The organism is Roseibium sp. HPY-6 (assembly GCF_040530035.1).
Lineage (GTDB): Bacteria > Pseudomonadota > Alphaproteobacteria > Rhizobiales > Stappiaceae > Roseibium.
This window is the reverse complement of sequence record NZ_JBEWCD010000002.1, coordinates 2,935,378-2,958,584: the sequence shown is the minus strand read 5'-3', so window position 1 is coordinate 2,958,584 and position 23,207 is coordinate 2,935,378. Positions and strand designations below refer to the sequence as shown.

Genomic DNA, 23,207 nt, shown 5'->3' with positions numbered 1-23,207 from the left:
GGAGACATTGCCTTGATCCTGAATGGAAGCTGTCACTGCAGATCGGTTGAATTCCGTGTAGAGAGCAAATGCCCCTACCCCTACATGCGCTGTTACTGTTCCATATGCAGGAAAATAGGTGGCAGCGGCGGATACGCTGTCAACCTCATGGCTGATGCAAATACTCTTGAAGTCATTGGCTCCGAAAACAAGGCACACTACAACGCCCTGATAGACGGGAAATCCAGCCCCGCTGAAAGGCATTTCTGCTCTCAATGCGGAGCGCATTTGTGGCTTTGGGATCCGCGCTGGCCGGAACTCGTACACCCGCATGCCGGCGCAATCGACACGCCCTTGCCAAGCGCCCCGGAAACCGTCCATATCATGCTGGACTTCAAGGCTGACTGGGTTTCCGTACCCGACGGGCCAGGCCATGTTCATTTTCGGCGTTATCCGGATTTGTCCATCGAAAACTGGCACAAGTCCAAAGGGCTTTATGAGACATAAGGAACTGCCATGACCGACCATCCTCTCGTCAGCACCCAGTGGCTGGCCGATCATCTCCAGTCTCCGGACCTTGCCATCATCAATGCCTGGATGCCGCCCGTAACCCATCCGGACGCGCCGCCCGTCTATCCGCACGCCCATGTTCCTGGTGCCGTATTTTTCGACGTGAACGAAATCTGCGACAAGACCTCCGATCTTCCGCACATGTTGCCTGCCCCGCACGTCTTTTCTTCAGCCATGCGCAAACTCGGGATCGGCGATGGTCAAACGGTCGTTGTGTATGACGATTTTGGTTTCTATTCCGCGCCCCGTGTCTGGTGGACCCTGCGGACGATGGGCGCAGAACGCGTCTTTGTTCTGGATGGAGGCTTTCCGAAATGGCGTGCTGAAAACCGTCCGGTGACCGATGATCAGCCCCGCATCGTGCAAAGCCATTTCAGTGCGCGACTGAACCACGGTGCCGTTGCTGATCTTTCCCAAATGAAAAAGAGCATTCAGTCAGGCGACCGCCAGATCCTGGATGCAAGGTCCGCAGACCGCTTTGCGGGGACAGCCCCCGAACCGCGCGCTGGGCTGCGCACCGGGCATATGCCGACGGCGTTCAACATGCCTTTCACGCAGTTGCTCAACGAAGACGGCACATTCCGGCAACGCGAAGAACTGAAGGAACTGTATCAGGCTGCAGGCATAGATTTACAAAAGCCGGTCACCACGACATGCGGTTCCGGTGTTACGGCCGCGATCCTGACACTTGGTCTGACTGTTCTTGGAGCGCGAGACCTTGCTCTCTATGACGGATCCTGGAGCGAATGGGGCGGAAGGGAAGACACGGACATTGTCGCGGATGACGCCTAACCTCCACTAAGGAGGAGGCATGGGCAGTCTTGCCGATCGGTCCTTAACCGGATCCGTGAAAATCGAGAGACCAATTGAGCGTTGAAGGGAGCGGTGTCCAAATACCGGTCCGAACACCCGCCAGCCGCAACATGCGCGCTGTCCAGGTGTTGCACCCCACAAGGGCGTTGAACCCGCCTTTTGCCGGAAAAAAGATATCGTGTGCATCATAGGATGCGTCCTTGATTGCGCGTGGAAGATCCGATTCATCAATCTGGAAACTATCCTGTACGCCCTCCAGCAAACTCTGAAATTCTTCCGAGTTGAGTTCCAGTGCCCGCACGTTTTCTTGCTCGAAGGGGATCGTCCCAGACCTACGAACATGCATGACCGACCGATCCCAGGTGAGTGCATCGAAAACCGGTCCCGGCTTCAAATCGGCCCAGGTCGGTGTTTCCAGATAAAACGAGCGACCGCCCCAACCGACAACAACCCAAAAAACACCCGGATAATCCAGTTCCAGTCCTTCAGCACTCACAAATGACAGTGCTTTCAGAACGTCTGGATCAGCTGGCAGCGCGATGTCGGTATGGATAGGATTTGACAAGACGAGGATCTGCCGCGTTTCAGTATCGTCAGGCCCCTGAATATCAGATGAGACAGAAATGGGCCCCGGGATCGCTATCCCAAGGCCCACTGCAAGACTTGCTCCTATTACGATCAGCACGCTACCCAACAACAGTTTTCGGGCGATGCCGATCAGCACTTTCAACGCAAACAGATCAGTGATGCAGGATCTGGCTGAGGAACAGCTTCGTGCGCTCGTGTTGCGGATTGACGAAGAAGTCTTCCGGTTCGTTCTGTTCAACGATCTGGCCGGCGTCCATGAAGATGACGCGATTGGCAACCTTGCGGGCAAAACCCATTTCGTGGGTCACGCACAGCATGGTCATGCCTTCTTCGGCAAGGCCGACCATAACGTCGAGAACTTCCTTGATCATTTCAGGGTCAAGCGCAGACGTCGGCTCATCGAAAAGCATGATTTTCGGGTTCATGCACAGCGAACGCGCAATGGCCACACGTTGCTGCTGCCCCCCGGAGAGCTGACCGGGATATTTCAATGCCTGCTCGGGAATTTTGACGCGCTCAAGATACTGCATGGCAATATCCTCAGCTTCCTTCTTCGGCATCTTGCGAACCCAAATCGGAGCGAGCGTGCAATTCTCCAGGATGGTCAGATGCGGGAACAGGTTGAAATGCTGAAAGCACATGCCGACTTCGCGCCGGATTTCGTCAATTTTCTTCAGGTCGTTGGTCAGCTCGATGCCATCAACCAGGATCTGGCCCGCCTGGTGTTCCTCCAAACGGTTGATGCAGCGGATCATCGTGGACTTGCCCGAGCCTGAGGGTCCGCAGATAACGATGCGCTCACCACGCATCACCTTCAGATTGATATCGCGCAGAACATGAAAGTCGCCATACCACTTGTTCATATTGTTGATTTCAATCGCCACATCCGTGTCGGAAATCGTCATCTTTGAGCGATCGGCAGCGAGCTCGTCCGCGTTTACAGCATTCTCGGTCATGAGGTCTTACTCCAGAAGGTCTTTCGACCGGGGCGCTGCGCCTGAACCGCGCGCCCCGGGGTTCACTCTTTAGCGTTTGTGTCCGGTATGCAGCTTGTTTTCCATGAATATGGAGTATCGTGACATGCCGAAACAGAAGACAAAGAACACGATTGCCGCAAACAGGTATCCTGTGTGCCCCTGGCTTGGTGTGGACCAGGTTGGGTCGGTAAAGGACGATTGGATCTGCCCGAGCAGATCGAACATTCCCACGATCAGAACCAGCGTCGTATCCTTGAACAAGCCGATGAAGGTGTTGACGATCCCCGGGATCACGAGTTTCAAGGCTTGCGGCAGGATGATGAGATACATCATCGGCCAGAACCTCAGGCCCAAGGCCATTGCGCCCTCGTACTGCCCCTTCGGAATTGCCTGCAAACCGCCGCGCACGACTTCCGCCATGTAAGCCGCAGAGAACAGTGTCACCCCGATCAGAACCCTCAGGAGCTTGTCGAACGTCACGCCTTCCGGAAGGAACAACGGCAACATCACCGAAGACATGAACAGCACGGTGATCAACGGAACGCCGCGCCAGAATTCGATGAAGATGATCGAAACCAGTTTGATGATCGGCATCTGTGAGCGCCGGCCGAGTGCCAGTGCGATGCCCAAGGGGAGCGAGGCAACGATACCCGTGACCGCAATCACCAACGTCACCAGTAGACCACCCCAGACCGCCGTCTCGACAATTGGCAGGATGACAGTGCCGCCGATGACAAGACCGGTCAGCAGGAAGTAGGAAACAATCGGGAAAACGACCAGAAACAGGATCGCATTTGTGCGCTTGTAGGGCGCGCTCGGGATCGCAAGTGGGATCAGGAGCAACGCAAACAGCGCGTAGACGATATCCACACGCCACGTTTCGGCAGAAGGATACCGTCCATAGATGAACTGCGGGAAATATGCTTCAACATACGCCCAGCACGCACCGCCGTGACCACCATCCTGAGGCAGGCAGGCTTCCCGGTTTTCGCCGGTCCATATAGCATCAATGAACGCGAACTGGATAAATGGTGCAATCATCCAGTACGCAATCAGGACACCGATTACGGTCAGGATGGTGTTGCCAATCGACGAAAACAGGTTTTTGCGCATCCAGCCGATAGCACCGGTGGTCGACACCGGCGCCGGCAAGGTCGGCGCTTCTTCCGTTCTTATCTGGAACATCTGAGAATTTGCCATCTTGTGCGCTCCTTATCTTTCCACGAGCGCCATGCGCTGGTTGTACCAGTTCATGAAGGCCGATGTGAGCAGACTGAGCGACAGATAAACCGCCATCCAGATGCCGATAATCTCGATTGCCTGACCGGTCTGGTTCAAAACCGTACCGCCGACGGATACGAGATCAGGGAAGGCAATAGCGACTGCAAGCGACGAATTCTTCGTCAAGTTCAAGTACTGACTTGTGAGCGGTGGAATGATCACCCGCATTGCCTGAGGGATGATGACCAGGCGCAGTGTCGGACCTTGGCGAATTCCGAGAGCGTGAGCGGCCTCGGTCTGACCATGGCTCACGGCCTGGATTCCCGCCCGGACGATTTCCGCGATGAAAGCAGCCGTGTAAATCGCAAGGGCTGCCGTCAGCGCCAGAAACTCAGGTATCAGGTTGAAGCCGACACCGAGCTCAAAACCCTGCCTCAGCCGCGGGCCGGTCTCGACAAAATTCGGGTGCTCGAGCTGTATTGGCATACCGGTCGCCAGATAAGTGATCAGCGGCAATCCAATGATCAAACCGACCGCCGTCCAGAAAACCGGGAATTGCTGACCCGTGTTTTCCTGGCGTTTGCGCGCCCACCTTGAGACCGCAACCGTTGCGACAATAGCGATTATGAGGGCATAGCCAATGAATTCGGCACCAGGTTCCCAAATCGGCTTGGGTCCGCGCAAACCGGCGATGTTCAAATGGAACGTGTCGAACAAGGACCATTTTTCGCGTTTGCCGGGCACCGCACGAAGCACCGCGAAATACCAGAAGAAAATCTGGAGAAGAAGCGGAACGTTGCGGATCAGCTCTACATAGCAGTATGCGAGGCGGCTTATGACCCAATTGTTCGAAAGTCTTGCGATCCCGACAACAAAGCCAATGATCGTCGCGCAAAAAATACCGACGACAGCAACGAGAACCGTGTTCAGAAAGCCTACAAATATCGCCTGACCGTAACTGGAGGTTTCCGTATATGGTACAAGCGACTGAATAATGCCAAAGCCGGCAGTATTCTCAAGAAACCCCCAACCTGAGGCAATGTTTTGCCGTTCCAGGTTGGCGATAGTGTTCGTCACGATGATGTATCCGAAAGTCAGCAGCAACACCACCAGTAGCATCTGGTAGAAATAACCGCGGACTTTTGGATCGTTCATCAGCGAAGCACGCGCCGGCGCCCCCGCCGAGTCCTGCTCCATTACTGACATAGAACCTCGCCCAAGTTCACGGAAAGAGCCCGGCTCGAAGCCTCTCCTCTTCCCCGTCTTATCTGCTTCTGCAACACGCTGTCGCGCGCTCCCCAATCGGCTTATGAAGCAGTTTGTTCCCCCACGCGTTTCCCGGTTGTCCGGTCTTTTATGCGCGGCTTTTATTGAGGGTTCCGGCAAGTCTGCCGGAACCCCTTTTCCTCATAAGAAATGAGGATTAACGGATCGGCGGAGCGTAAAGGAAACCACCGTCGCTCCAAAGAGCGTTCACGCCGCGGGAGATGCCGAGCGGAGTGTCCGGACCAACGTTGGCATTGAAGGACTCTTCGTAGTTACCAACGTTCTTGATGACGTTATACGCCCAGTCGTTCGACAGGCCGATGCCTTCGCCGAACGCACCTTCAACGCCAAGCATGCGCTTGATCGAAGGATTGTCGGAAGACTTCATTTCATCAACGTTCGCGGAAGTCACGCCAAGTTCTTCAGCGTTGATCATGGCGTTAAGCGTCCACTTGGCGACGTTGAACCACTCATCATCACCCTGGCGGACAACCGGACCAAGTGGCTCTTTGGAAATGATTTCCGGCAGAACCATGTGATCGCCCGGGTTTGTGAGCTTCAGACGCTGAGCGTAAAGACCAGAGGCGTCTGTTGTGTAGACGTCACAACGGCCCGCATCGTAAGCAGCAACAACCTCGTCAGCTTTTTCAAAAGCGACGATTTCGTACGGCATGTTGTTCGCCCGGAAGTAGTCGGCAACGTTCAGCTCGGTGGTTGTACCGGTGTTCGTGCAGACTGAAGCGCCAGACAGCTCAAGTGCGGACGTAACGCCCAGGTCCTTGCGAACCATGAAGCCCTGACCGTCGTAGTAGTTGACGCCAGCGAAGTTCAGACCAAGCTGGGTGTCGCGAGACATCGTCCAGGTTGTGTTGCGGGACAGAACGTCCACTTCGCCGGACTGCAGCGCTGTGAAGCGCTCTTTAGCGGACAGCGGAGTGAATTTAACAGCCGACGCATCACCGAACACCGCAGCAGCCATTGCGCGGCAAAGATCAACGTCGAGACCGGTCCAGTTCCCCTGTGCATCCGGATTGGAGAAACCCGGGAGACCCTGGCTCACCCCACACTGAATGAAGCCTTTTGCCTTGACATCTTCCAGGGTTGTCGCACCCGCAGCCGTCGAAGCGGCGACGCCCATTGCAGCGCCGAGTACGAGTGGAAGGATTTTATTGGACATGGATATGCAGCCTTTATTTGTTACCCATACTTTTTATTGTGTCAGGACCGAGCGGAAAAACCCTTCGCGCTTCGTTTGCGGACGAGCGCCTGCCTTCTAAGCGGCTTCCTCCAGAATTCTCCCGTTCCACCCAACGTGCACATACGATGGCATTTAGCTGTTCGGGTCAAGTACTTGCTGTCATTATCTCGTCAAAATTCGCAAGCGGCGTTCAAATTCATCGCGGTTCAATGCACAAATAGCGAACATGGCTAAATCGAAATCATTCAATGCTCAAAATGAGTTCACTCGATCCTGGAAAATTCGCGCGCGCATTAACCCTAATAACAAATTACCAACATGACATAGGCGCTGAGAGTGTCCGACAAGCCTTGTTGGCAAGGCAGAGGATTGTCTAGAGTGAGCGCTCCCGACCCGGTAAAAGCCGACGACCCTTCCACGCCCACGCGAAACAGATCCCACATGTCAAATTCCGATTCCAAATCTTCCCTGAAACCGGATACGAAACTTGCGCATCTGGGGCGCGATCCGAAGTCGTTTCACGGCTTCGTCAATCCCCCGGTTGTCCACGCATCGACCGTGCTATATCCCGACGTAGAGACAATGCGACCTGGCGGTCAGAAATACTCTTATGCAAGGCGCGGAAATCCAACGACGGACTCTCTAGAAGAGACGGTCAAGGAACTTGAAGGCGCAGCCGGCGTAAGGCTTGCAAGTTCCGGCTTGGGTGCCGTTTCCCTCGCAATCCTCTCCTGCGTGAAATCCGGTGATCACATATTGATCACCGACACGGCCTATCATCCGACGCGCCATTTTTCGGATACGGTCTTGCCGAAATTCGGTATCAGCGCTGAGTATTACGATCCGTTGATAGGGGCAGAAATCAAGTCGCGGTTCAAGCCAAACACGGCTGCGGTGTTTACCGAAGCGCCGGGCTCGCTCACCTTTGAAATGCAGGACATCCCGGCAATTGCACAGGCCGCACGCGAAATCGGCGCCATGGTGCTCATGGACAACACCTGGGCGACGCCGCTTTTCTGCCAGCCGATTGCCCTTGGTGTCGACCTGTCAATTCAGGCGGGGACAAAGTACATCGTTGGGCATTCCGACGCGATGCTCGGCACTGTGGCAGCGAGTGAACGAGCCTGGGATGGTCTTAATGACTTCTATGGCGCGATTGGCGGTCACGTAGCGCCCGACGATGCCTTTCTCGGACTTCGTGGCCTTCGCACAATGTCCGTGCGTCTTGAAAGGCACCAGCGAAACACGCACGCGGTTCTCGAATGGCTGAAAGATCTGCCCATGATTGGGACTATCCGCTACCCTGCCCTTCCGTCTGATCCGGGCCATGCAATCTGGAAACGCGACTTTTCCGGCAGTTCCGGCCTGTGCGGGTTCGATTTCATTGAAGGAACGACAAAAGAGCAGTCAAATGCCTTCCTCAATGCTCTTACCTTGTTCGGCCTCGGATATTCGTGGGGCGGTTTTGAAAGCCTTGCTATTCCAGTGAAGCTCAAGGGCGCGAGATCAACAACGCGTTTTGATGAAAATCGGCGTTCCGTCCGCCTGCATATCGGGCTGGAGGATCCGGAGGACCTGATCCGGGATATCGAACAGGCGCTCGTCAAGGCATTCGGCTAATCATTAGAAAGCTTATTGATCAGATCGAAGCAAAACGGTGCGGCCTCAGATCGTCGGGTCGCGCCGTTTTTCCTTGAAAATCAGCCAGAGGTTCCGGAAATAAATGACGAGTCCGAGCCCCTGACCCGCGATAAATACAGGATCCTGCCGTTGAATCGCATAGATCAGAAGCAGCGATCCTCCGGCTATGGAAAAGAACCAGAAGGCGACCGGCACAATCGACCTCCCGACACGCTCGGACGCGATCCACTGGATCACGAACCGCATCATGAACATGGCCTGGGCAAAGAACCCCAAGATGATCCAAAAATCGAATTGCTCGACGAATACAGTGTACAGCCAGTCGTAAAGAGCGCTCATGGGCAGATCCAGTCGGTCCAGTCGGGCAGGTTTCCCGTTGTGCGTTGGTTTCGATCGTCCGTTAGGTCAAAGGCCGGACAGTGGGAATTTTTTTGCGCCGGCGGCGAAGCCACCACACACCGAACAAATCCAACACGCCGACGAGCGCGCGGTCAAAAATTCCGTATTTCGACGTGCCATGCCGTCGTTGCCGGTCCTGAACATCAATATGAACGACGTCGAAACCTTCCCTGATCACGAGAGCTGGCAAAAAACGATGCCAGCTGTCGAAATAAGGCAGTTGCAGAAAGATCTCTCTCCTGAGCGCTTTCAGGCCGCAGCCGCTGTCACGTGTTTTATCCTTCAAAATCGCGCCGCGGAGCTTGTTGGCAAATCTAGATGCGTATCTCTTCGCCAGGCTCGCCTTTCGTCCCAACCTTTGACCCGCGGCAAGCGCGGTTGCAGGGCCGGCAGCTTCGAGCGCATCCAGAAGCTTGGGAATATAGGCCGGATTGTTTTCACCATCACCGTCAATCGTGGCAACGACATCGCCGCGTGCATGCTGCAAACCGGTTCTGACGGCGCAGCTTTGCCCACATGATTTCTCGTGACGGACCGGCCTCAGCCAATCGTGCGTGGCGGCATAATCCTGAAGAACAATGTCTGTTCCGTCCGTCGAGCCATCGTCGACCACAATGACCTCGAACGCTCTTGCCTGCAGAGCGGCCTCGATCTCATCGAGAAGGATAGGCAGGTTCTCGGCCTCGTCCTTGGCCGGGACGACAACCGTCACAGCCAGCGCACCCTTGTCGGTCGCAACGTGCTCAAGAAAGCTCTTCGTCATGAAACCGTCCGTTCTGTATCTTCCGTGCGTGCCCGCTCGTTCGGTACGCGGTTGACGCCGCGTTGACCTCGAAGAGCCTGCCAAACCGCACGCACACAGGCTTTCGCAGAACGAACGTTCATATTCGGCTCGATTTTACCTGACGGTGAAAGATGGAAACCGATCCGGCGCCGCGCCATCGCCCTGACCGTGAAGAAAGTGAACGTCATGCCGAGCAGCGTTCCGGCAATGACATCGCTCGGGTAATGCGCACCGACCATAACGCGGCTGAATGCCACCCAAAAGGCGGCGACAATAATGAGCCAGCGATAGGACGGAAAGATAAAGGCAAGTGCGGTCGCCAGTGCTGCGACCGTCGTCGAATGTCCGGAGGGAAAGCTCGTGTACGTTCCGTCGAATGCCAGAAAGTCAAAGCGAACCGGGCCAACCTGTTCGTAAAGCTTCGGACGGGCACGCCCGAGCGACCACTTGAAAGCAATCGCGATCAGGCCGGTGGCTGCCACGGAATAGAAGATAAAGGTTGCATATGTGAATACCGAGCCTATCGCCATGCGGATGCGGAACGCATAACGGCCCGCGTCAAGTGCGAGAAGAAACAAGCATGTCAAACCCGTTGACAGCAAGATCCAGTCCGCCTTGCCGAAATCGGTGAAAGCCCGAAACGCATTCCGGTACTCGCCCGGAAGTGAACGCAGCCACGGATATGTCGGGACGTCGAAAACAACGACTGCAACACCGACCGTCAACAGCAAGACAGCCAGTATGTCCTGCGGCCTTTGACCCGGCGACAGGGGATCGAGGCTGTCGCGCGCCCTCTCCTTGCGGCCCTTGAACAGCATTTGAGCCCGCCGGATATTGCCGCGCATACGCGCAAGTATCCGCCAGACATTATTGCTGCTCTTCGTCATTTCCGCTTTCTGCACCTTTTGCCGCACTGTCATTCTGGTAAAGAGCAATGTCGACGTTGTCGCCGCCATTAATATTGAGGCCGTCTACCCTTTTTCTGACCACCGGCACAAGACCAAACTCCTTGGCGGACGTCAAAAACGCGGCTTCTTCCCGGCTTTCTATGGCGGCGACGCGGCAAGTACCCTCGCTCTGAGCGTCCTTTTGAGCCAGAAACTCGGCGGCGTCTTTCGGTGAGACGATACGTGTTCCCGTTCCCTCCAGGAATATGAAACTCGGTTCGTGAAATCCGGAAGTGACAACTTGCCGCGTCGCACCGCTCTGGCAACCGGGAACTTCATCGAGCGCAGCTACCAGCCGCGGACTTACCCAGATAGGCGTGAGTGCCGGGCCGACGAAGCCCCAGATGCCAATCGCGACGCAAACCGCGCTCAATGATGTGGCCGGAAAGGCATAGAGCGCCGGTCCACGGAACAATCTTGAGGCTGCAGCTATCCCGAAAACTCCGCCAATCGCGACGATGACAACCCCAGGCGGCGATGGCCAGATGCCGAGCACGAATGGGCCGGCGAAGGCGACCGCTGCCAAACCAACGGGTGGCAGCGCCAGCAAAACCGCCGCCAGACGCTTCATCCATTTTCCGGTCTGCTCGCCAGCTCCTTCCAGGAGCGCTGCGGCGACAGGTAACGCAAGCGCCGGCAATATGGGCAACGTGTAGTGTGGCAGCTTCGTCGCCACGAGTTCGAAAACGACCCAGGTCGGGACGAACCAGGCAATCGCGAAAGTCACAAGCGGACTTGCGCGCTCTTTCCAGATCAAGGGCAACGCGATCAGGAAAAACGCAGGCAAAGGCCAGAATATGCCGAACATGGCTCCCAGATGCGTTAACGGCGGCGCTCCGTGCCCTTCCTGGCCCTGCCCGACTTTCCCCAAGAAATCCCGGCCTATGGCCTCGGTGAAGAATGTGCCGTCGGTTGCGATCCAGATGGCGACAAACCATGGAGATACCAACAGCAGCAGCCAGACAATTCCGATAACCGGAGCCGCCGCCTTGAACCAGCGGACCTGCCGCTTCAGGATCATGAGGCCGGCTACAGTCAGACCAACGACCATCAGTCCAACCGGTCCCTTGATCAATACGCCTGCGGCCAGTGCAGTCCAAAACAGGAAACTGAGCCCCCAGATGCGTTCTCCGGCATCCCTGAGCCAGATGCGCGCCAGAGCACCTTGTGCAATGACAACCGTTGCAAACAGCATGGCGTCCGTTTTTGCAAGACGCGCCTCGACCCCGACAATGATGGCAAGCGACACAAAGCCGCCCACAAGAAGCGCACCTGCAGGTCCAAGGAAAGCGCGCGCCATCCAGAAGCTGGCCAACACGCTCAGCGTTGCTCCGATAATTGAGGGCAAGCGATACACCCACAACGGTGCATCGACGCCATTTCCGGTCAGCTTTACCGCGGCAGCTTGTAGCCAGTAGATTCCAACCGGCTTTTTGTGCCGGGCCTGATCTTGAAACCGAATGTCGACATAGTCACCGGTTTCCAGCATCTGTTTTGTCGCCTGGGTATAGCGGGGTTCGTCCCGATCCAGCGGTGGTACGGTCCATTGCCCCGGAACAAACAGCAGAAGCGACAAGAAAAGCAGCAAGAACGGTGCGGTAACGTCGTGGCCGAAAACTCTGAGCCAGACAGGCTTTCGAATGCTGGCAGGTTGTGTTTCCGTCGCGGCGCTGTCTGCCGCTGTTCCTTCCGGGCCTTCTCTGCCGGCATCTTCGGCTTCTCGGGCCTCGTGCGCGACGGACTGATCCTCGGCCGCGTCGCCCTGAAGCTTTTGGGTATCACTCTTTTCTGCCATCTAATGCCGTTTCCAACCTCCGCCGCCGAAATGCAGCTTGGTGTTCGCCACCGCCCGGAAACCTCTCCTACATGAGAGTTCGAAAAAGGGAAACAAGTGCTTGCCCTCGTGAAGCGCTTGGCTATCGTCCTTAACTGGAATGGTTCGCTGAGTCTTCAGGATTTCAAATGACCCTTATTGCGCAGATAACAGATTTGCACCTTCGACCGAAAGGTCTTGCCTGCTATCGGGTGTCCGATACCAACATGCTTGCAGAACGCGCTGTGCGCTCACTGCTCGCGTTTACCCCCAAAATTGACGCCGTCGTGGTTACGGGCGATTTGACCGATCGCAGCGACCCTCGGGAATATGCGGTCGCGAGAGACCTGCTGTCGCGCATCGACGTACCGGTGTTTCTTATGCCCGGAAATCATGACAGCAGCTCGGGCATGCGCCAGGAGATGAAAGAATTCCCCGGAATTTGTGACAGTGCGACCGACAAGATCTATTACATGAAGATGATCGGCGACGTCGCCCTCATCGCTCTCGATTCGCACTTGCCCGGCAGTCCGGAGGGGAAGCTTGGGGCAGAGCAATTGTCATGGCTCGACAAGACACTGCAGGAGACCGATGCGCCTACCATGATCGCGCTCCATCACCCGCCGGCACTTTCCGGTATCGTACATATGGACATGATGGGGCTGACGGATGCACCCGAACTGGAAGAAATCCTGTCCCGGCACGATCATGTCGAGAGGATCCTCTGCGGTCACATCCACCGGCCGATCATTGCAAGTTTTGCAAATAAAATCATGACACTCGCGCCAAGTACAGGCCATCAGGTCCAGCTCGATCTCGCAGAAGACGGCCCGGCCATGTTCAATTTCGAACCACCGGCATTTTTCGTGCACCACCACACTCGGAAAACCGGCCTGGTGACTCACATGGCTTATGTCGAAAGCTACCCGGGTCCCTATCACTTCTTTGCAGATCCGGGCGTGACGTGGCCGGGAGATGAAACCTAATGCAGTTTGTCCAAAGGCACTTCAGTCACCTTAAATTCGTGCTGTTGCTTTTCAGCATGGCACTGGTTGCCGGCTGTAGCGTTTTGCCGGGCAACAGTGATCTTGAGGACAAAACCGTTCTTTCGGATCAAACGGTCGACAAAAGCCAGCTCCTGTCACTCATCAATTCCTACCGGAGGCAAAACGGACTTCCGGCCCTGAAACACGATCCGGCACTTGACGATGTTTCGCAAAAAATGGCGCGCCACATTGCAGAGCGGGACAGCATGGATACCTGGCAGCACAGTGCCTTCGGACTGTCCCAACGGCTCAGCAAGGCCAGCTACACGAATTATGCCGGTGCAGAAAATCTCGGTGCGGGTTACGCGGACCTGCCAGCCGCATTCAAAGGCTGGCAGGGTTCGGAAGGGCACAACAAAAACCTACTCAATCCGTATGTCACCCGTGTGGGTATCGCCCGGACAAATCGCAACACCGGAACGTGGCGGAATTTCTGGGTCATGACACTTGCGCGGCCAAAAGAGGACGGGCGTCCGGTTCTCCAATAGAATTGGGACGGGCGTGACCTGCCGGTTTGTCCAGAGATTGGGCACAACAAAATATATCCGGAGATAGACGCCCCGGGTCCCGAGTGCCGCAGCCGTTTTTTGACGTTCGGGCAAACTGCGCCGTCGAATCACGGCTTTACCTATGTCTAAAACGGAAACGGACGCTTTTGGAACTCGTCTTCCGTCCCTGGCGCGCGCCGCAACCCCCTTCTGACGACACCGTCATAAAGGCGCTTCTTGCCGAAACGCGGTTCCCAGCTGCACAGGTCTTTCGAAATGAGCTTGACGCACGGAATGTTCAGATCGGCGCGTGTCGCGTCAAATTCCCATATTTCTATATTCTGATCCATGCAGCTTCTTAGAAGGTCTTCGTGCGTGAAACAGGCATCATGCCGCGCGGGATGAGAAGTTGCCGCGGTTCTTATAGGCAAGTCGTCCAAGATTGACTTTTGCCGTGCATAGGCGAGCTGGCGGGGGATGTTGGTCGCAGAAGTTGTTGCTCCCGTATCAACAGGATAGGCCCTATCCATAAGCACGAGCGCATTTTCGGATTGCAACATTTCCTCTACCGCCGCGTTGCAAGCTGCCGGCATATTCAAACCGGCGGCGGATCCAAAGGCACACATTTTCCCATCAGGTTCATACGATATCGCGATAACGACATGCACTTCGAAATCGGTATCAACTGAAAAAAGCCGCCATTCGCGGTCTTCTCCATCCAGAAAACCACAAAGAACCTCACCCAAGACCGGATCCACGAACTCGCGAGGTATATGAGTTATCCCCAAGCGGTTGTACCATGCTTGACCGACTGCATCACGCTCGACCAGTTCAAGCAACGCACGGCGCCTCGCACCCTCATGACTATGCCAGACCGCGCATCCAACGGTGGACGCAAATCCAAATTCCTGCCCCTTACCCAGGTCCAAGTCGCGAAACAAAATGCCGAAACTCGGACATTGCACAACCTCTTCCCCTTGAAGGCGCCGCAGAACCACGTGGCTTTCTGACACGCACCCCCAATCTGGAGTTTTCGCATCCAGTTTTTTACCACCATCAGCCAAGCGCCGCGCCGCTCTCCTGCTTTGAGTTTCACTTAGCCCGAGTAGATTTGCAATCTCTACTTCTGGTAGCAATTCCTGTCGCACCACGATCCTCTGATCGTCTTCTCCGGCACGACAAAGACTCAATCGCTCAGCTAGTTCACCTAAACAACCAAAAGCTGCAGATCTTAATGTATCCGCCTGCCCGCCCGCTGGAATTACGTTCGCATTTCTCCCGGCACGCCAGTCGCCGGCGATATTGATTTTCAAAGTACCGGTACAAAACTGAACGGGGCATCCGTCGCGGACCATGGGTACCAGGCGGATGTCATGGTCGGACAGCAAAGGCAGAAACAAACAGAGGTCAATGTGGGCTTCACAGGTATCCGGTGCAGCGTTCTTTTTTACGGGCTGCATCAGCCCAAGCCGCATGAGATCAGCACGCAACGCTGCGGACATCTTCGACACATCAATCATTTCGGTGCGCATGCTCAACCACCTTCGCTGCCCAGTAAATCAAACTCAACCGAAGTATCCGTGAAATACAAGCCTCCCCTTACAATTGTGGCAATTGTAAAAGTAAGAAACCGCTATTGAGCAATATTTTTTTATCGTCTTATATTTTTCTCGAAAGCAGTCGAACAATAGTAAAAATAGAACGATAACAACATTTTACTAATGTTTGACTTATTTCGGGTTGGCCATGTGACCATCCAATCACCCGCCAAGTCAAAGTTCAACTTAAACTTCATGAGGCTCACTATGCACGCAAAAATGACTTCAAAAACCCAATTGGAAATCGGTGCAAAACTTGGCGCGATCATTCAAGACCGCGACACCCGAGAAGAACTGATCGAGAACCCAGCAGACATTTTAGGCGAACTCGGCGTTTCTTCGGACGTGAAGATTTTTGCCGATACCGCTGACCTCGTGCACATCATCGTACCTGCAGAAGTGGACAAGGATCGTGTAGCTGCGGACGACGAGACCTATTTCGAAGAACTCGGCCGGGCTGCACTGGGTAACTGCCTCTACGAAGACGTGCCCGAATGATCTGATTGCGATTGTTCAATATTCGTCCGAGTGGTTCTGCCACTCGGACGCAAACTCGGAGACTGCAAGAAATGGCAAGATTTCCCTACCATCAACACAACATCAAATCGCTCGGTAAATTGATTGCAAAAGCGGCAGAAGATAAAAATTTCTTGAGTGAATTTCGTAACAACCCAGCAAAAACTCTAGCTTCAATCAATCTTCCACAACAAACTGTAGACCTGATCGAATTCAAAATAGTCGATCGCTCAAAATTTCCGCGAGCAGTTGCTGTTCCGTTTAAGTTAAATGACAAAAAAATTCAGGATGGTAATCCGGAATACTTGTCTAGTCTGACGCAAACATTTGCACTAAACTGAGCGCGAGCCACCCGCCAGGAACCTTTGAACAACCTCTGCCCCCCTATCGAAGTTCGCTCGGATCCTGGTGTTCTGGAAAAAGTTGATCTTCGTCCTCCAAAGATCGAGGTTGTCCGTGCCGACGGGAGAGTTCTTCAAAAGCGCCGATCGATGGTCACCGTATCGCTGAAGTATCTGATTTGCCTCATCTTCACGGTCGGAACAAATCAACGCTGCGACTCGTGTCGTTAGTCCGCTCACGCTATTCCCAGCACTGCGTTCAATTTGTCTGATGGCACCCTCATAGTCTTCGGCAGCAAAAGAAATGTTTGCCAAATACTCGTAAAAGACACGCGGAACAAACGCACACAGCGAGAACGCACGGTCCGCAATCGCCCGCGCCTCTGCAACATCTCCAGAAAATGCCAGGCCTTCAGCAACAGACATCAGATTTGCAGGGTCAGCAGAACTTAATCTGCTCGCGTTCTGAAAGGCTCTCTTCGCTTCGTCCGGCATGTTGGCCAAAATGGATGCCCAGCCATAAACACGAAGGTTCACCGCTTGCCAAGGGTCGAGCATGATCGCTTTTTCGGCAAGGTTCAAAGGACTATTCATGTCCAGATTGAAATTGTTGTCGTGAAGCGGATAATGCAATTCGCGCTTCATGACGATGGAGGCCTTTCCTGCATAAGTCCTGGAAAATGAGCTGTTTGTTTGTTCCAACTCGTTCAGGAGCCTCATCGCTTTTTCGTCAGATTGCGGCGTGAAATCCCACAAAAGCGCTTCCGCCTGGCACCATCTGGCAAATACCGATGTGTTCGCCGGGTTTTGAAGTCTGGATATTGAATGTGAGTGTATCCGACTGACAATATGGCTTGCTGCCTGAAACACGCCGTCCCAGAGCGTCAGATCAACGATCTCATTAAATACAATCTGGCCGGTTGCGCGATCTTCGAATTGCACGACGACTTTGTTGGATCGCTCATCATGCCTGAACCTCAGCAGATAGCTGCCAAGTTCGTAACCCTCGATCAACGTAGCATCAGGTGCGTTTTCTTCGCCGAAATACTCGGATTGATAAAGATCGAACGAGCGGAAGGATGACAATCCAGAAACGATTTCCTCTCTCAGGTGTATCGCGTCGTTGCCGCCAGCCATTGCCAGGGACGCCGATATGATCGATATCGACGGTAATTGAATGACCTTGGATGAAACAGGGTGATTTGCAATGGCCGGAGCAACATCTCCCGGTCGCCTTGGTTCTTGCAAAAAACTTTTTTTCTCATTTGCATCGATCAGCAACGCGACCGTTTCCTGGTCCGGGGCCGCATCCAGGTGCAGTTTCATTTCGCGTTCGCAGGCTTTGAGCTGCTGCTCCGCGCGCTCACGTTGACCAAGCTTGAGGTAGAGCTTGATCAAGACCCGGTGCGCCGCTTCTAGAGCCGGATCCACCTTCAACAAAAATCGCGCGCCCGCCTCGGCATTCAAACCGCCGTCAGCTGTTGAGATCTGATTGAGGTGCCTGAAAGTTGCCGTCGCGACTTCAGAACGCACACGCTCGCGCTCAACCTGTAGCCAGTCGGAGAACTCGGAATCAATGTCTTCAAAACCAGCGAGAAAGTCTCCCCGCCAAAGCTCTACGGCCTCCTGGAAATCTTCCGTCTGACCTCGTTCGAGCAACCGCAACAAAGCAGCCAGGTCCGAAGAAAACGATTCCGGATCGAGCCTGACGTCGCCACTTGACGATTGGACAGCGTCAACACCCGCCTCTTCTTCCGCGGTCTTGAGTTGGCGCAACGCCTGGCGCAGCGACTGCATCGCCTTGGGTCTCTCAGCACCGCTCCACAACAGATCCGCGAGCTTCTCCCTCGGCGAGTTCATGGAGTTGATGCGGCTCAAATAACCCATAATTGCCAGGGCTTTACGGGTTTTTACCGCGACGGGCTCACCATTTTCGCCCAGGAGTAACGGGCGACCAAGACATGCGAAGCAGTACGCGTCTGCCATCAATTCCCCGTATTTGAACCACACGTTTACCGTAGCTTAGAAACGCAAAAGCCAATGCCACACAACCCGATATACAACAATACTTTATCACGCTAATATCACGCTGCAACAGCATGCTTCCTGTGGATGGTTACGGCAGCTTCGCTGCAAATGGAAAATCGAATACTGGTGGGTAGTATAATGTCAAAGACAGTCAGTAAGTCAGATCGCACTGCAATTGAGCAGGAACCTGCGGTCGAAGCGATCAAAAGAATGATCCGCTACACAAAGAAAGAGGCCGACAAGGACGGTCGCACCTTCTGCTCCTATTGCCTCGACATGGCCTTGCAGTCGCTTGAGGATGGGTCTGAGGAACTGGACATGATTCTCAAAACGAAGATCACACCGCTTATGGTGGGCCAGCCAAACGCTGAGCAAAGAAAGTCCTAAGCGCCGCGCAGGCCCTTAATATCACAGACCCAAAACACCGGTTCGCGCGAAGCGGACCGGTTTTTCCGGGTGTAGATGTCTGGTGTCGCCAGATACCCTGGAACGTAAATTCTCCATTGGCGTCAAACCAATCCCCAGAAAAGTTTTTTGCAGCTTTGAATGTCGGCGCATGCGCCCCAGCTTAAGTGTCGAGGCATGTTTGGCGCAGGCTGTTCGCGCAATGCATGCCGCTGACGACAGATGTGTCTCTTTTGGCTGACAAAAGAAAAAGGACGCTGGCCGTAACCAGCGCCCCCCCTGCGTTAAAGGAAGATTTTGTTTTGACGAATGGCGCTGAGCAGCCACCATGCGTCAACACTCTCCGCTTTTACACCGGCCGGTCGCTCCCGAAGAAACTTCCAGCCCGCGACCAAGAAACCACAAGATCTCATGCTCGCGCCGATCATACGGATAACCCGCCGTTCACCGGAATACCGGGACGCCCTTCGCTTCACGTGAATGCGTCCGGCGTATCCCATGTGGCACCCGAAGGCCCGGTCGCGATTTCCGTGTGACGGTACGCTCACCAGCTCCGGCATGGGCTACTGGGTTTCCGGGCCGTTATGCGGTTGCCAAACCGCCATCGGTTCCGAACCAGTAGTGGGTATTATGGTGCTCGTTTGGCCGGTATCTGTCCAGTCGAAACATCAGCTTTCAACAGACACTTACGCAATTGTTGATAAGATGTTGATAAATTAACGTGCCGAAAATACTGCACTGCACAAGTATTTATGCATGCCCATCGTATCGCTCTCCAATCGCAGTTACGGAGTTACCGGCTACATTCTTTGCCCTAACACGAAAGACCCAAGACCAGGATTGATGTATCGCCGCCAGGGAAGGTTCACTTCGGCCGATACGATCGAAACGATCTGCGAAATTTCCCTTGCGGTAACCGATGCATTCCGTGAAAGTAGCCGCTTGAGAAGTCGGTAAGCTCCTTTATGTACGCGCGTAAGAACGGAGCCTGGAAAATATGTCCAAGCGCTTTGCAGTCCTTTTGATCAAGCCCTCGCACTATGACGATGAAGGCTATGTCATCCAGTGGCTGCGCGCTCCGATCCCTTCCAATTCGCTCGCTTCGGTATTCGGCCTGATAAAAGACTGCAGCGAGCGCAAAACCCTCGGGCATGACGTTTCAATTGAAATCGACGTCATCGACGAGACGAATACAAAAGTCGAAACAAAAAAACTCATCAGGGATTTGAAGCAAGCCGACGGCTGCTTCGTCGGACTTGTCGGGGTCCAGACCAATCAGTTCCCCCGCGCAGTCGATATTGCAAAAGACTTCATTGACGCCGGAATACCGGTAGCAGCGGGCGGATTTCACGCGGCAGGCAGTATCGCGATGCTGCCTGACGTACCGCAGGAAATACTGGATGCCCAGAAAATTGGGCTCAGTATTTACGCGGGTGAAGCAGAGGGGCGCATGGATGCTCTCTTGAGCGATGCCTGGAACGGCGAGCTGAAACCACTCTATAACTTCATGAAAGACCTGCCGCATCTCGAAGGCGCGGTGCAGCCGATCCTGCCGGCAGACGCGGTGCGGAAAATGGCCGGCGCATATACGAGTTTCGACGCGGGCCGCGGATGCCCCTTCCAATGCTCCTTCTGCACCATCATCAATGTGCAGGGGCGCAAGTCCCGCTTCCGCACCCCCGACGACATTGAGGAGATCATTCGCGCGAACGCTGCGCAGAACATCCGGCGCTTTTTCATCACGGATGACGACTTTGCCAGAAACAAGAACTGGGAAATCATTCTCGACCGGCTGATCTATCTTCGCGAGGAAGAGGGGCTCAAATTCAAACTCACGCTGCAGGTCGACACGCTTTGCTACCGGCTTCCCGGTTTTATCGAAAAGGCTGCACGTGCCGGATGTGCGCGCGTATTCATAGGGCTAGAAAACATAGATCCGGATGCTCTAACGGCCGCAAAGAAGCGCCAAAACAAGATCTGGGAATACCGCAAGATGCTGCAGGCCTGGAAAGACGCTGGCGTGATAACCTATGCCGGCTACATTCTCGGCTTTCCGGACGACACGCCTCAAAAGATTCACCGAAACATCGAGATCATCAAGAAAGAGCTCCCACTTGACCTTATCGAGTTCTTCTTTCTGACGCCCCTTCCCGGTTCGGAAGATCACAAGGTACTTGCCTCCAAGGGCGTCTGGATGGATCCGGATTTCAACAAATACGACCTCAATCACCGGGTCACACATCATCCGAAAATGACGGAACAGGAGTGGGAACAGGTCTATTTTGACAGCTGGAGACAGTTTTATACGCCCGATCACGTGGAAACGGTGTTGCGACGCGACGCAGCGCGGGGTGCGCGCACCAAGGCACTCTATTCGTCAATGATCCACTTTCTCGGGGCCATCCTTATTGAAAAGGTGCATCCGCTTGAATGCGGTATCGTTCGGCGAAAGCACCGGAACCAACGCAGATCGGGGATGAAACTTGAACATCCGCTCATTTTCTATCCCAAACGGGCTGTCGAAGCCGCTTTCGTCGCTTTTTCCTGGGCCCGTTTGTTCCTGAAATTCAGGCCGGCGCTAAAGCGCGTATTGGCGGATGAAAACCGAAAGGCTTACACCGACCTTGCCCTGACGCCGACCAGCGACGCGGAAGAAGAGGAAATGGAACTCATTCAGGTGTTCAAGGAAGCAATCCCGAACACCCACGGTGCCCCGGAAGTCGCTCGAAAAACTGTCGCCGCGAAGTAGACCTTAAAGACTTCCTGGGTGCGTACTCAGGCAGCGCCTGACGTCCAACTCTCATTTTTCGAGCGCGAGCCGGTTGGGATGCGTTCACAAGGACGTTCTGGCAGCAGCAAGCTAAACACCGGTGTGGCCGGTTGCGGATCGTTCGTGCGACGTCAGACGCCGACAATAGGAAACCTCACATGCACAAGGAACAGCGGAACAGACCACCGATCCGCGCAAAATAAGCCATCCAGCCCCAACCAAGCTCGCCATGTAGCGGCCCATCCACTTTGTCGACGCGCCATCTTGTTCTCTTAAGGCTGAAATTTCGAAGTCGGCACGCCTTAGCTGGCATTGCACAGAAACTCAATGCTTTGAGAATGCAGTCCATTACTTTCCTTTTCTTTATTTATCGCTAAGTTAATTGAAATTAACTAATTAATGGTCAATTGGTAAGCGCTACTTACGTAGGGTAATTTTATTTGATACAACTTCAATTAAAGCCTAACCTCTCTAACGTCTGAGAAACGCTGCAAACGCGTTGCGATATCACATCGGACAAAAGCAAATAAATGGGAGGAAACAATGATAGTTGGGAATGTCACCAGTCTTATGGCGCTTCTGATGAGCGTTACAGTTATCTCTACCCCAGTCTTTGCGCAAAACACCACCAGCCTCCAGCATACGCTTGTACTTGACGACCTGGAAAACCCGTGGGACATGGCGTTCCTTGACGATGGGACGATGTTCTATACCGAAAAATGCAAAGGTCTTTCGGTGCTGCTGCCGCCCGGTGAAACCAAGGCACTTCTCGGCATGGGTGGGTCTGAGGGCTACGCCTCTGCCGCTGACGACCTTTTCTGCGAAGGCCAGGCAGGAATGATGGGCGTTGCCGTTGATCCGAATTTCGCCAACAACCGCCGCATATACGTTTATTCCACGTCCAACATGTCTGACCCGCACACCAACCGCTTGATGCGGCTTGAGGTCAGCGACGACTTTTCCAACGTGTCAGGCCGCACGGATATCGTCGATGATGTGCCTTACAAGATGAAGGCATCGGATCATCCGTTCGGTGGACCGGGCGCGCACAATGGCGGAAGGGTCCGATTCAATCCTGACGATGGCTATCTCTACCTAACCACGGGTGACACACATAACGGTCAGGTTCCACAAAGCCCGACCATGATGGGAAGCAAGGTTCTGCGTATCGACACAGACGGTACCGCAGCGGCTGAAAACACACCTCCCGTCGGGTTCGACAAGCGGACCTATACCTACGGGCACAGAAACGTCCAGGGTATCGCATTCCATCCAGGAACAGGCACCCCGATTGCCGCTGAACACGGCCCCTGGCATTCAGATGAAGTCACCGTGCTTCGCAACGGCGGAAACGCAGGCTGGGATCCAAGACCAAACATGGCCGGACGCGGTGATTGCCCGGACGATTATTGCGGATACAGCCCGAACCAGATGGTTGGCGAAAACAGGTTCGCGCGAGCATCCTGGATGCCGATGACTGACTTTGAAACCTATCCGGGCGCAATGCCTCCTATCTGGAATAACAATGGCTGGTCACAAGGTACATCCTCGGCAGCATTCCTTGAAGGCGACGCCTGGGGCGACTGGAACGGCGCAATGGTCGTTGGCCTCATGGGGATCGGTTTCGGTGGCACGCCGCTGGGTCAGCGTATCGATGTCCTGCAGCTTACCGAAGACGGAACAGAGGTGACGGATATCACCGAAATGACACTTCCTATGGAGGCCGGCAGGTTCCGGTCACTGGTGCTGGGACCCGACGGCAGTCTTTATGCAGCTGTTGACGAAGGTATGATCCACAAGATTACACCCTGAACCTGGC

At 54.5% G+C, this 23,207-nt stretch carries 21 protein-coding genes; 10 read left to right on the top strand and 11 right to left on the bottom strand.

The genetic code is table 11. The annotated features are described in order from the left end of the window. The first annotated feature begins 12 nt into the window (after window positions 1–12). Window positions 13–486: a GFA family protein gene (locus ABVF61_RS24675; RefSeq protein ID WP_502949991.1), complete on the top strand. Its 474-nt coding sequence runs from the start codon at window positions 13–15 to the stop codon at window positions 484–486. Between the two features lie 9 nt (window positions 487–495). Continuing rightward, window positions 496–1,341 (top strand): 3-mercaptopyruvate sulfurtransferase, encoded by an 846-nt coding sequence (sseA, locus tag ABVF61_RS24670; protein ID WP_353996179.1) that lies wholly within the window; start codon window positions 496–498, stop codon window positions 1,339–1,341. Between the two features lie 43 nt (window positions 1,342–1,384). Here sseA and ABVF61_RS24665 read toward each other — a convergent pair whose 3' ends face one another. The 5 genes from ABVF61_RS24665 to ABVF61_RS24645 all read right to left on the bottom strand — a co-directional run bounded on the left by ABVF61_RS24665 (window position 1,385) and on the right by ABVF61_RS24645 (window position 6,591). After that, complete coding sequence (locus tag ABVF61_RS24665; RefSeq protein ID WP_353996178.1) at window positions 1,385–2,017, bottom strand: TIGR02117 family protein; 633 nt, start codon at window positions 2,015–2,017, stop codon at window positions 1,385–1,387. 85 nt (window positions 2,018–2,102) lie between these two features. Then, window positions 2,103–2,906, bottom strand: coding sequence for an amino acid ABC transporter ATP-binding protein (locus tag ABVF61_RS24660; protein WP_353996177.1), 804 nt, complete (start codon window positions 2,904–2,906; stop codon window positions 2,103–2,105). 69 nt (window positions 2,907–2,975) lie between these two features. Further along, a complete protein-coding gene (locus ABVF61_RS24655) occupies window positions 2,976–4,127 on the bottom strand; it encodes an amino acid ABC transporter permease (RefSeq protein WP_353996176.1) in 1,152 nt (383 codons plus the stop codon). Between the two features lie 12 nt (window positions 4,128–4,139). Continuing rightward, window positions 4,140–5,345, bottom strand: a complete 1,206-nt coding sequence (locus tag ABVF61_RS24650) for an amino acid ABC transporter permease (RefSeq protein ID WP_502950018.1) — start codon at window positions 5,343–5,345, stop codon at window positions 4,140–4,142. Window positions 5,346–5,571: 226 nt separating this feature from the next. Then, complete coding sequence (locus ABVF61_RS24645; protein WP_353996174.1) at window positions 5,572–6,591, bottom strand: amino acid ABC transporter substrate-binding protein; 1,020 nt, start codon at window positions 6,589–6,591, stop codon at window positions 5,572–5,574. 462 nt (window positions 6,592–7,053) lie between these two features. Between ABVF61_RS24645 and metC the strand changes: the two genes are divergently transcribed. Continuing rightward, window positions 7,054–8,232 (top strand): cystathionine beta-lyase, encoded by a 1,179-nt coding sequence (metC, locus tag ABVF61_RS24640; protein ID WP_502950017.1) that lies wholly within the window; start codon window positions 7,054–7,056, stop codon window positions 8,230–8,232. 45 nt (window positions 8,233–8,277) lie between these two features. Here metC and ABVF61_RS24635 read toward each other — a convergent pair whose 3' ends face one another. From ABVF61_RS24635 to ABVF61_RS24620, 4 genes are all read right to left on the bottom strand, one after another. After that, window positions 8,278–8,592, bottom strand: coding sequence for a lipid-A-disaccharide synthase N-terminal domain-containing protein (locus tag ABVF61_RS24635; protein ID WP_353996172.1), 315 nt, complete (start codon window positions 8,590–8,592; stop codon window positions 8,278–8,280). A 61-nt stretch (window positions 8,593–8,653) separates the two neighbouring features. After that, window positions 8,654–9,415, bottom strand: a complete 762-nt coding sequence (locus tag ABVF61_RS24630; protein ID WP_353996171.1) for a glycosyltransferase family 2 protein — start codon at window positions 9,413–9,415, stop codon at window positions 8,654–8,656. Beyond that, window positions 9,412–10,323 (bottom strand): phosphatase PAP2 family protein, encoded by a 912-nt coding sequence (locus ABVF61_RS24625; RefSeq protein WP_353996170.1) that lies wholly within the window; start codon window positions 10,321–10,323, stop codon window positions 9,412–9,414. Before ABVF61_RS24625 ends, ABVF61_RS24630 begins: the two co-directional genes overlap by 4 nt. Continuing rightward, window positions 10,304–12,178 (bottom strand): ArnT family glycosyltransferase, encoded by a 1,875-nt coding sequence (locus ABVF61_RS24620; protein ID WP_353996169.1) that lies wholly within the window; start codon window positions 12,176–12,178, stop codon window positions 10,304–10,306. Before ABVF61_RS24620 ends, ABVF61_RS24625 begins: the two co-directional genes overlap by 20 nt. 167 nt (window positions 12,179–12,345) lie before the next feature. Between ABVF61_RS24620 and ABVF61_RS24615 the strand changes: the two genes are divergently transcribed. Both ABVF61_RS24615 and ABVF61_RS24610 read left to right on the top strand, forming a co-directional pair. Continuing rightward, window positions 12,346–13,182 carry a phosphodiesterase gene (locus tag ABVF61_RS24615; RefSeq protein ID WP_353996168.1) on the top strand — a complete coding sequence of 279 codons (837 nt, stop codon included), beginning with the start codon at window positions 12,346–12,348 and terminating at the stop codon, window positions 13,180–13,182. After that, window positions 13,182–13,730, top strand: coding sequence for a CAP domain-containing protein (locus ABVF61_RS24610; RefSeq protein WP_353996167.1), 549 nt, complete (start codon window positions 13,182–13,184; stop codon window positions 13,728–13,730). Before ABVF61_RS24615 ends, ABVF61_RS24610 begins: the two co-directional genes overlap by 1 nt. Window positions 13,731–13,876: 146 nt before the next feature. Here the strand turns inward: ABVF61_RS24610 and ABVF61_RS24605 are convergent, their stop codons facing one another. After that, window positions 13,877–15,262, bottom strand: a complete 1,386-nt coding sequence (locus ABVF61_RS24605; protein WP_353996166.1) for a YcaO-like family protein — start codon at window positions 15,260–15,262, stop codon at window positions 13,877–13,879. Between the two features lie 285 nt (window positions 15,263–15,547). Here ABVF61_RS24605 and ABVF61_RS24600 point away from each other — a divergent pair, with 285 nt between their 5' ends. Both ABVF61_RS24600 and ABVF61_RS24595 read left to right on the top strand, forming a co-directional pair. Further along, entirely contained in the window at window positions 15,548–15,826 is a 279-nt protein-coding gene (locus ABVF61_RS24600; protein WP_353996165.1) for a hypothetical protein, read from the top strand. A 71-nt stretch (window positions 15,827–15,897) separates the two neighbouring features. After that, entirely contained in the window at window positions 15,898–16,185 is a 288-nt protein-coding gene (locus ABVF61_RS24595) for a hypothetical protein (protein WP_353996164.1), read from the top strand. On the opposite strand, the gene ABVF61_RS24590 is transcribed toward ABVF61_RS24595, so the two are convergent. Continuing rightward, window positions 16,177–18,171: an AfsR/SARP family transcriptional regulator gene (locus ABVF61_RS24590; RefSeq protein WP_353996163.1), complete on the bottom strand. Its 1,995-nt coding sequence runs from the start codon at window positions 18,169–18,171 to the stop codon at window positions 16,177–16,179. The genes ABVF61_RS24595 and ABVF61_RS24590 overlap by 9 nt on opposite strands. A 180-nt stretch (window positions 18,172–18,351) precedes the next feature. On the opposite strand from ABVF61_RS24590, the gene ABVF61_RS24585 reads away from it, so the two are divergent. The 3 genes from ABVF61_RS24585 (at window position 18,352) to ABVF61_RS24575 (ending at window position 23,200) form a co-directional block, all read left to right on the top strand. After that, the gene (locus ABVF61_RS24585) at window positions 18,352–18,600 is read left to right on the top strand and encodes a hypothetical protein (protein WP_353996162.1); all 249 of its coding nucleotides are present in this window, start codon (window positions 18,352–18,354) and stop codon (window positions 18,598–18,600) included. 1,015 nt (window positions 18,601–19,615) lie between these two features. Beyond that, window positions 19,616–21,367, top strand: coding sequence for a B12-binding domain-containing radical SAM protein (locus ABVF61_RS24580; protein ID WP_353996161.1), 1,752 nt, complete (start codon window positions 19,616–19,618; stop codon window positions 21,365–21,367). Window positions 21,368–21,931: 564 nt separating this feature from the next. Then, window positions 21,932–23,200, top strand: coding sequence for a PQQ-dependent sugar dehydrogenase (locus ABVF61_RS24575; protein WP_353996160.1), 1,269 nt, complete (start codon window positions 21,932–21,934; stop codon window positions 23,198–23,200). Window positions 23,201–23,207 lie beyond the last annotated feature (7 nt).